The following is a 10,224-nucleotide window of genomic DNA, read 5'->3' on the forward strand; positions in this document are numbered from 1 at the left end:
CGACTTCTCCATCGAGCTAACCCATTTAAAACATTACAAATTGTTTAGGTTCGCGTTCAGTTTTCATTCATCTCGCACCTCGTAAAACTGCATGGTGTTTTAAGATAACCCCTGCAACCGACGAGGAAACAACATGAAAAAGATCGCCCTGGCAGCCCTTGCCATTTCACTGATTGCAACGCCCGCAGCCTTTGCCCAGCAGCAGCAGGGTTATGGCCACCAGCAGCAGGACCGTATGGTCAAGAAGCGTGTCATCACCGAACGCACTGTTGTGAAGAAGACGCGCTGGGTGCGTGGCCATCAGCTGCCCAACAACTACCGCCGCAATGTGGTGCGTGATTATCACCGCTATCACCTGAAGACACCGCCGCGCGGTTATCAGTGGGTCCGTGCAAACAATGACTATGTCATGGTCAGCATTGCATCCGGCATTATCGCGTCAATGATTCAGGGCCGGTAAATACATGAGCCCCTCTATGTATGATCTGTAAAAACGAGCAGATCGACATAGGGGGGTTCAACGAATTGCAAAACCATTGTTGCGTGGTTCGACAGGCTCACCATGAGGGAGATGGGTGATGAAAGGGAGTCAAGTTCTGCAACCTTAGCGATCTGCAACGTTGGTGATTAGCGTTGCATCCACACTCTCCCTCATGGTGAGCTTGTCGAACCACGAACCACGAACCACGCAAAACCGTTGCCTGCAGCAGGAAAAACCAACACCTGCTCTAGTTCACGAAGACCCGGACACTTGCAGCGCGCCCAACGGCATCAATAACAGTCAGGGTTGAATATCCCCCACCATCCGGCACCCATTGATTGTCGCGGCGTCGCGAGGTTTCCGGCAGAGGCTTGCCATTGGCCAGCCAGCGGAACGGTGCGCGGCCTCCCTGCAATTTCAGCACAAGCGGCGATAAGGCTCCACCTGATGTTGCGCCGAGTTCGACACGCGCACCTTCAGGCGGATAAATGATCTGCGGTGCAGGCTCACGCGTGGATGAGGCCAGAAGCCCGTTGGAGGTTCGGCTGAAACGCCGCTGGCTGATCGGCAACTCCGCCTGACTGATCCGAACGGCACCGCCCGGTGCCCTTGGCAGCGGCGTAACAGGAACACCGGATTTGACAAAGCCTTCGAACAGGATCGGCGCCGCTGTACCAAAACCGGTAATCCCCGGCACCGCGCCATTATCCGGACGGCCAACCCAGACACCGAGCACGTAGCTGCCATCAAAGCCCACGGACCATGCATCGCGATAGCCATAACTTGTACCGGTTTTATAGGCGATGCCACGCTGCGCCGCCCCAAGCGGCGGCATGACGCCTGATAGAATATCGGTCACATGCCATGCGGCAACCGGCTCCAGCAATGGTTCCGCCTCGATCGGCTGCGGTTTGCCCTGAATGCCATCCCCAAGCAGCACAGGTCTGCCGCGATTGGCAAGCGCCGCATAGAGCTGCACCAGATCTTTCAATGTAATGCCGACGCCGCCAAGACCAATCGCCAGTCCGGGCTCTTCATTGGCTGGAAGGACAGGTCTTACTTCGGCCCGGCGGAAACGCACCATCAACCGCGTCGGGCCAACGGCATCAAGCAGACGGACCGCAGGCACATTTAGCGACAATTGCAGGGCCTGCCTTATGCTGACATCGCCCTGATAGCTCATATCGAAATTGCGTGGACGATAACCGAAGAAGTCGGACGGACGATCCTCGATGATCGTTTCCTGCGACACAAGACCATCCTCGAAGGCCAGACCATAGATGAACGGCTTCAGCGTCGATCCCGGCGAGCGCATGACGCGGGTCATATCAATCCAGCCGGAGCGGCTGGCATCAAAATAATTGGCTGAACCCACCTCACCGACGATTTCGCCAGTACGGGCATCGGCCATCACCATGGCAATCGATATCTTTGGGCCAAGCTTGCTGGCCGCATCCTTGGCAACCGCTTCAAGCCCTTGCTGGATCGGACGGCGCAGCGTTGTCTGGTGTCTGAGAATCTGCGGCTCCTTGCGCAAGGCGGCTTCCGCCAAATGCGCCGCATAAACAGGAAGTTGCAGGCGGCGGGACGGAATGGGTATCAGCCCGGCACGTTCTGCCTCGCCCTCGCCCACCACTTTGGCGACGGCCATGCGATCCAGCACGCGCTCGCGTGCGGTCTGTGCTGCAGCAAGATTGCGGTCGGGGCGGCGCTTCTCCGGCAATTGCGGCAGTGCCACCAGCAAAGCCGATTCAGCCACCGTTAAACGACGCGGTTCCTTGCCGAAGTAGGCGAGGCTTGCCGCGCGGATACCCTCAAGATTACCACCATAGGGGGCATGGGTGAGGTAAAGGTCAAGAATCTGTGCCTTGGTCAATCGCCGTTCGATCTGCAGGGCACGAACCAGCTGGGCAAATTTTGCGCTGAGCGAGCGCCCTTCGCGTGGTTCGATCAGGCGTGCCAATTGCATCGACAGGGTAGAGCCACCGGAGACAATGCGACCATTGCTTACCAGTTGCAGTGCCGCGCGCGCCAAGGCCTGCGGGTCAACGCCGCGATGCTGCCAGAAGCGTTGATCCTCATAGGCAACCAGCATACGGACAAATTGCGGATCGACATCAGCAGCGGTGGTCTGCAAGCGCCAGCGCCCTTCCGACGTGGCAAAGGCGCGGAGCAGCTGGCCATTGGCATCGACAACTTCTGGCGATACTTCCCGCGCCTGTTCCAATGGCGGCGGAAATTTTCTGTCTGCCAGGTCAAGGCCGAACGCAAGCACCGTCGCCACCACCAGATTGGCGGATATGCCGATACAAAATGTGCGCCACGTGATCATCGAATGAACCGACCTTGAGCAAAGACTCGCCTATTGCGCCGTTACAACCTCCATCCGGCCCGTTGCCGTGCGTGCGGAGAATTGTGGGCGATACATGTCCTCGACACTGGCTGCCGGATGATCATAGGTTCCCGGCGTCACGGCACGTACCACATAAGCGAGCGTGATTTCCCTGTTGTCACCGGTATTGCGATCAAAGGCGGCGACGAAACGGTCGCTGCGGAATTCCGTATGGGCGGCTTCCACTTCGCCGATCCAGTCGAAATTCGACAGCTGTGCGCTGTTGACGAGACCCGGATTGTCGATCTCGAAACCGGCTGGCAGGAGATCGGTGATCAAGACACGCGACGGCCAGTTGTTGTTTTCAGTGACCTTGATAACGACAACATAACGCTCGTTCTGCTTGGCTTCGCTGACATTGGCCTCCGACCCATCCAGCGTGTAATAGCTGCGCTGGATGTTGAAGCCATCACCACCCGCGGGTAAAGGCTGGGCGGGTGCAGCAACTGTCGTCACCACGGCCGATATGGCCTCGGTTGATCCATTGGTGATGCTGACAGGCTGCGCGATCAGTTCGTCGCCGGTCATACGCTGGGCATAGCCGCCCGTATGCGCTGCACCATTGATGGTGAGCTTCAGATCATTATCACCACTCTGAATGGCACGCGCGGCCAGCAGCATCCATGTCTGCTCCTGCGTGCTGGTATAGAGCTTGCGCTCCCATTCCTTGGCAACAATCTGCGACAATTGCGGAATGATGGCCGGAACCGGACGGCTTTCCGCCGCCAGCGCCAGAACCGCCGCATCATCACGCAGGGACGAACCATAATCGGAACGCACAAGGCTGACATTGGTGGCCTTGGTCGACATTTGCAGCGAGTTGGTGAAGATGCTCTGCGAGCGCTGCGCATCCCCATAAAGCGCCAGAGCAGCGGCCAGATGGGCGCGCGACAATGGCGTGGGGAATTCCGACAGCTTCGTATCGGCATAGTAGCGCAGGTCACTCACAGCCGCCTTGCGGTTGCGGGCGAGAACATAGAGTGCATAGGCAATCTGGTTGCCCTGATCCTTGACATTCACGTCATAGCTCAGTGAATTCTGCAGGTTTTCCAGCGCCTGTACGAGCGCCTTCTCAGGCACATCATATTTCTGCTCGCGTGCCCGCGTCAGGAAATCGGTGACATAGGCATCAAGCCAGAGATCGCCGGAACCGGGCGCCCACAGGCCGAAACTGCCCGTCGATGACTGGTAGGACAGCACGCGGAAGATCGCTTCCTGCACCCGCTTCTGCACATCGCCATCTTCGGCGAGACCCGATTGCTTGGCCATTTCGCTGAGGTAAAGCAGCGGCAGAGCACGGCTGGTGGTCTGTTCGGCGCAGCCATAGGGGTAACGGTCGAGCGTCATGAGCAGGCCCGGTATATCGAAGGCCGATGAACGCGATACATTGAGACTGACCGATGCGCCTTGCAAAAGGCTGCTTGCCAGCAATTCGCGATCGATTTTCAACGTGCTGTTGGGTGCAATCTTGATCGGATTGCGCAGCGTGATCGGCAGTGATGCCGGCCTTACCGGAATATTCAACGACTGTTCCAGCGAAATCCCTGAAGCATTCGATAGTTTGACCGAGACAACGCCATCACCCGGTTCCTGACCGTTAAGTGGCAATGTCAGATCGAACTTGCCGCCAGCCGTCAGCTTGACGGTTTGGGCAGCGGACTGCTGATCCACAGCCACTGCCTGATTGCTCGTCACCTGCAACTGATAATCGCCTGCCGGTGCATCCGTATTGGCGATATCGAGCCGTAGTGCGGCCTTGTCTCCGGGTGCGAGGAACTTTGGCAGGCTCGCCGTCACCACAACAGGGTCACGGATGATGACATCCTTGCTGGCATGGCCAACGCCCGCCTTAGACCAGGCAACAGCCATGACGCGCGCAGTTCCATTGAATTGCGGAATATCAAAGCTCACATTGGCTTTGCCTTCCGCATCGACCTTTACCGGGCCGGAGAAGAAAGCAACCAGTTTTTCGGTGGGCGGGCTGCCCTGCAATGGCATCTGCGCGCCATCACCACCGGTGCGCAACCGGCCTGCCACGCCCTGCGAGCCATCAATGAGACGGCCATAGAGATCGCGGATTTCAAGGCCGAGCTGGCGCTGACCAAAATACCAGTTGTCGGGATTGGGCGCTTCATAGCGGGTGAGATTGAGGATACCGACATCAACGGCGGCCACCGTAACATAGGCCGTGTCACCAACGCCCGCACCGGTCACCTGAACGGGAATGTTCAGCGGCTGGCGTGGCAGGGTCTTTTCTGGCGTATCCAGCTTCACCGCAAGATTGCGGTCGCCCGGATTGACACCCAGCCATTTCACGCCGATGGCGCGCATCGGCATATGGCTGTCCCGATCATTGCCCGGACGGAACAGTGTCGCCGTGACATAGGCCCCGGCGCCCCAATCGGCAGTGACAGGAATTTCCACCTCGCCACCTTCCGCAGGAATGCTTGCACGCTTCGTCGTCAGCAGGTTTTCAGCGCCGACCGTCACCAGAAGTTCACCGGCAAAACGCGGCGATACTTTCAATTTGGCCGTATCGCCAGGGGCATAGTTCTGCTTGTCGAGCGCGATCTCAAGGCCATCAGGCGTTTCGGTCGACGTGGCGGCAACATAATATCCGGCATCGAACTCGACGCTGGATGTGGGCCCGTCCGCTTCTGCTGTTTCCACCTCAAGCCGGAAACGGCCCCAGGTAACAGGGACGGAAATCTCAGAGCCATCAGCCGTTGCATCAACAGTGCCGTTGGAGATGAGTTTTGTCGAAACGATGGGCTCATATTTCCATGAGTTTCCATCGCGATACCATTGATAGTTGCGCTGGACGCTGACAAGTTTCCAGCTCAAGCCATTCATCGCCTGTTTCTGACCATTATTGTCAACGCCGATGATGTGGAACTTGCCGACGGAATTTTCGGCGAGATCACCATCGAATTCCGGTTTGATGCCGATCTTCGAGCCTTGCGATTTCACCGGCAGGGTGAGCGTGCGCTCGATGGCACGGCCACCGGCTTCCTGCATACGCACGACAATATTGGCATTCAGCAATTGCGTTGTTGAAGGCACCTCATTCAGCGTGACATCGAATGTCGTCTTGCCGTTCTCATCAAGCGCCTGCAAATCCTCCAGCGGAATGCGCGTGTCCTCATTGGCCTGTTCATCGGCCAGACCGAAACGATAGCCTTTGAAGTTGGCATCCTCATGCGTCGGCTTGAGGCTGACTTCACCTTCAAGATTGAGGCCCGCTGCCGGTGCGCCATAGAGGAAACGGCCATCAACCGTAACTGGCGTCGGCGCGCCGACTGCGACCGACTTAGCCTCGCTGGTCAGGTCGAATTCGATCCTATCAGGAACGAAGTCTTCAACCATGAAGGATTTTTCGGCGATCGGCGAAGCTTTGGGGTCCGTATAAATCTGCATGTTCCATGTGCCGCGCATGGCGTTTGCCTGCAGCGCCAGATCGAGCATATGGCCGCCAAGCTCAGTACCGGCGCTGACCTTACGGCGATCTTCCACACCATCAGGACGCTTGAAGACAAAGGTCAACGGCAGGTTTTCGATGGCATTGGCGCTGATATCGCGGGCAAGTGCTGCCGCATGCACCGTTTCACCGGCGCGGTAGATACCGCGTTCCGTCCACGGAAGCACATCGATTGCACCGGGAGCCGTGCGGCCGGTCACACCGCGATCCGAAAGGTCAAAGCCCGCCCGCGTCATGTCGAGGAACACATAATCCGCATCGCCATTCTTGGCGGTGATGACGGCAGGCGTCATGGCAGCAGTGCCGCGCAGCAAGCCCGCGGTGAATGTCGCGCGGCCATCCGTATCGGTGATGGCCGTACCGAGGACTTCATTGTTCTTGGCCAGAAGCTGCAACTCAACGCCTATCAAAGGTTGAGCGCTTGCCAAAGACCGGGCAAAAACATTGAGGCCATCCGTGCCGGTATAGGTGGAAAGTCCGATATCGGAAACGACAAACCACTGGGTCGCCTGTGAATCCCACTCATTGGTATGAGCGTCGGTTGAGACTGCGGTCAGAACGTAGACGCCGGGCTTGCGCTGCGGCAACGCTTCGTCCACGGGGAAACTGGTGACCACGTCCTTGTTGAGATCGGACTGGATATCAATCGCGCCCTGCCAGACCAGTTCGCCGGATTCATCCTGCAATTTCTGGGCGTTATAACCATCAATCTGGGTGAGAAACTGCGAGCTTGTGAGCAGTGAAGCAATGCCGCGATCACCGATGCGGTAAAGCTTCAGATTGGCGCTGGTGGTATTAACAGAGACAATCGGAATGCCACGGCGGGCGGTGCTGGGCAGCACAAAACTATCGCCGGTAAAGCGCACCATGGCCGAGCGATCCTTGACGTAAATGTCGAGATCAACCTGACCTTGCAACGGTTCACCCACCGAAGATGGCAGACCCGCGCGCAAGGCCAGCTTGTAGCGCTGGCCGTGATTCAGGCCCTCTACACAAATCTCGCTGCCCTTGGCTTCAAGACCTTTGGGCGCGGCTCCATCCAGTGTTACGAATGGCGCGTAGTCCGTTCCCATTTTAACCAGCGGCTCGGAAAACTGCACGCATGCCCGCGCCGTTGCACTGTCCGCATCGATGGTGTGGTTGATGACCCGGAAGCCCTGACGAGCCTTCAGATCGACATAGGCCGCCTTGACAGTTTTCGCATCGACAAGTTCGAGGCTGGCCTTGTAGGCATTCAGCGCCGCGCGATAATTCTGCGCGTTTTGCAGCGAAGCCGCCAGCACAGCCAACGCATCGGCGCGGCTCTGGGTGGTGCGGGTTAAAAGATAACCATTATAGGCGGCAAGCGCGGCCTGACCGGCAATATAGGTGTTCTTGTCGGCGCGATTGGCAGCGAGAGCGGTTTCAATCCACAGATCCGCATCATCGGGCGATACGGCAAGCGCGCCTTTGAAGGCATTAAGCGCATTTTCAATATTACCAGCGGCCAGCTCCGCCCGTGCGGTAGCCTTCAGCCCGTCAGCGCCCTCTGCTTTCTGCGCGTCCGTCAAGGCAAGACGCGCCTTGACCTGCCGGGCATCCTGCACAAGCTGGTCGGAGAGAAATGCCAGTCTTGTCGGCGCGCCGATATCCGGCTCGACGGTGGTTTCAACAACCTTGCCGGCGATGGCACCGGGGAAACTGTGCAACTGGTTGAAGTCAGACTTCATGAAGCACCACTTCACCTTGGGATTATAGGTGAAGGCCTTGCACGTTGATTCAGCCAGACAGACAGCCTCGCACTGCTCAAGGGTCACGTCCTCTTCGGTGCGCAGGTCAAACCCGAAATAGTCGCCGTCCTTGGTGGTGACAATGTCGCGATTCGTTTCAGCAGCGCCAACGGGTGCGCCGGAAACCAAGGCAGAGAGAAGAAAAACTGAAAATCCGATAACCGCGCGCATAGACATGTAGTCCTCCCCAACGCAACCCGTCTGGTGGTGAGCCGCACTCTTCAAACTTCGGTATAACTTGTCAACAGATCATGCGGTCGGAGCGCGGTCGTCCAGGGCGATTTCCGTGCGTATCCATGCCTGAAAATGCTGCATTTGCAGCGTCGGCTTGCGGTTTTTCGGGGAAACCAGCCAATAGGCAATATTTGAAGGCACACGCAGCGGAAATGGCGCAACCAGACGCCCATCGGCCAACGCATCCTCCACGAACAATTCCCAAGCCAGCATGATGCCCTGCCCGCTGATGGTCGCCTCGACCGCAAGCCACGGGTCGGAGAAAGTGGGGCCATCAAAGGATAGCGGACCACCCAGACCAGCCGCCGTCTGCCATTCATCCCAGCTGAACATAGGATTTTCGTAACAGATGATAGGCTGGCGAAAAATATCGGCAGGTCCCGTCAGGCGTTCGGCGAAGGCGCGCGTGCAGACCGGAAACATCTTTTGCGGCAGCAGGCATTCAGGGGCCCCATCGTGCCAATCACCATTGCCGAGCCGGATGGCCAGATCGATATCAGAGTTCTTCAGGTCGAGAATGCCTGGGGAAGGATCAATGCGGATCTTCATATCCGGATGTGCGGCGCGCAAACGACCAAGCCGTGGCACCAGCCATTTTGAGGCAAAAGTCGGGGCCACGGAAAGAAGCAGGGTCTGCTCAACCCCATCCGCCATGGCGACAGCGCGCGACAGATGCTGGAACCCCTCCTCCAGCCGGGCAATGAATCCCTTGCCGAAAAAGGTGGGAACGAGCCCTGCCCGCGTCCGGTCAAAGACCGTGTGACCAATCTGCGCTTCGGTGCGGATCAACTGCTGGCTGACGGCGCTGACTGAAACGCCAAGTTCTGCCGCCGCCTTAGGCAGCGATCCCAGCCGCCCGATAGCCTCAACAGCCTTCAATCCGTTGATGTGGACCCTGTTCAAATTCTTCATGATGCGATTTCTTCATCAAGATTTTCTAAACTCTGATATCGCCATTCTTGATTGCTGATGGCAATAAACCCAATCAGAATAGCACATTCCTCCAATCATGGGAGCCGTGTTATGAAGATTTTCTGGCTAACAAAGTGGTGTGCGGAAATTCTTGGCCTGTTCCGCCCGAACGGGAATGTTCCCGACGAAGATGCAGCTGACCATTGGCGCCGGGACCCACTCTCCCATCCGGCGTTGCAAGCCATGGGACTGGATGAACTGGCGGACCTGCCATTCGATCCGCGCAGGCTTCGCAGTTGCTGATTTTAAAAAGAAAAGCCCCGGAAGCATTCCGGGGCAATCTGTTCATGAACAGATTGGATCGATTGAGCTAGAACCGTACCGTCAGATCGGCCTTGACGGCATTGTCGCGGGTTTGTTGCGAGAACTGGCCGGTATAGCTAACGCCAAGCGTGGTTGCCTTGCCGATACCAAAGTCCAGTCCGGCCTCGACGAGGGCTGTATCTGATGCGATGGGCAATCCATGGACCGGGAAAGCCTGACCACCACTGGCAAAGGCCAATGAGGCTTCCGGTGTGGTATCGCCAAAGGCATGCCGCCAGCCCGCCATGCCATGAGCGGTGAGTGCGGTCGCCTCGCTCAAGACAAAGCGATGTGAGGCCCTGAGACCAAGGGTAGTGGTGGTCAGGTCAGTTGTATCAGATTGACCTGACAGAGCAGTCTTGCCACCGGTCTCGGTAAAGCCATCGGTTTTCAGATGGGTATAGGCGGCTGCGGCAAAGGGTTCGAGGGCGGCATAGGCCGTATCGATCCGGTAGGCGGCTTCACCGAACAGCTGCACTGTGTTGGCCGAATAGTCTGCAGTGTTGCTGTCGCCGAGGGCTTTACGGCGCGTATCAATCTGATGATGGGCAAGGCTGGTGCCAAGGCTTAAAGTCAGTGCATCCAGTCTGGTGCC

6 protein-coding genes are annotated in these 10,224 nt (G+C 57.6%); 2 read left to right on the plus strand and 4 right to left on the minus strand.

What is annotated here, in order from left to right; translation table 11 throughout:
- Positions 1-133: 133 nt before the first annotated feature.
- Positions 134-460, plus strand: coding sequence for an RcnB family protein (locus BLU05_RS14680; RefSeq protein ID WP_091881100.1), 327 nt, complete (start codon positions 134-136; stop codon positions 458-460).
- 268 nt (positions 461-728) lie between these two features.
- Here BLU05_RS14680 and pbpC read toward each other — a convergent pair whose 3' ends face one another.
- From pbpC to BLU05_RS14695, 3 genes are all read right to left on the minus strand, one after another.
- Complete coding sequence (gene pbpC, locus BLU05_RS14685; protein ID WP_091881102.1) at positions 729-2,813, minus strand: penicillin-binding protein 1C; 2,085 nt, start codon at positions 2,811-2,813, stop codon at positions 729-731.
- Positions 2,814-2,843: 30 nt separating this feature from the next.
- On the minus strand, positions 2,844-8,291 hold the full coding sequence (locus BLU05_RS14690) for an alpha-2-macroglobulin family protein (protein ID WP_091881104.1): 5,448 nt from the start codon (positions 8,289-8,291) through the stop codon (positions 2,844-2,846).
- 78 nt (positions 8,292-8,369) lie between these two features.
- On the minus strand, positions 8,370-9,266 hold the full coding sequence (locus tag BLU05_RS14695; protein WP_091881106.1) for a LysR substrate-binding domain-containing protein: 897 nt from the start codon (positions 9,264-9,266) through the stop codon (positions 8,370-8,372).
- 111 nt (positions 9,267-9,377) lie between these two features.
- Between BLU05_RS14695 and BLU05_RS14700 the strand changes: the two genes are divergently transcribed.
- Complete coding sequence (locus BLU05_RS14700; protein ID WP_091881108.1) at positions 9,378-9,569, plus strand: hypothetical protein; 192 nt, start codon at positions 9,378-9,380, stop codon at positions 9,567-9,569.
- Between the two features lie 67 nt (positions 9,570-9,636).
- Here the strand turns inward: BLU05_RS14700 and BLU05_RS14705 are convergent.
- The coding region (locus BLU05_RS14705) for an autotransporter outer membrane beta-barrel domain-containing protein (RefSeq protein WP_139210461.1) at positions 9,637-10,224 on the minus strand (588 nt) is incomplete at its 5' end.

This window comes from Phyllobacterium sp. OV277, assembly GCF_900104355.1.
GTDB lineage: Bacteria > Pseudomonadota > Alphaproteobacteria > Rhizobiales > Rhizobiaceae > Phyllobacterium.

Coding starts and splice junctions, on each gene's coding strand:
- pbpC (WP_091881102.1), bottom strand. CDS start 2,813: ATGATCACGTGGCGCACATTTTGTATCGGCATATCCGCCAATCTGGTG.
- BLU05_RS14690 (WP_091881104.1), bottom strand. CDS start 8,291: ATGCGCGCGGTTATCGGATTTTCAGTTTTTCTTCTCTCTGCCTTGGTT.
- BLU05_RS14700 (WP_091881108.1), top strand. CDS start 9,378: ATGAAGATTTTCTGGCTAACAAAGTGGTGTGCGGAAATTCTTGGCCTG.
- BLU05_RS14680 (WP_091881100.1), top strand. CDS start 134: ATGAAAAAGATCGCCCTGGCAGCCCTTGCCATTTCACTGATTGCAACG.
- BLU05_RS14695 (WP_091881106.1), bottom strand. CDS start 9,266: ATGAAGAATTTGAACAGGGTCCACATCAACGGATTGAAGGCTGTTGAG.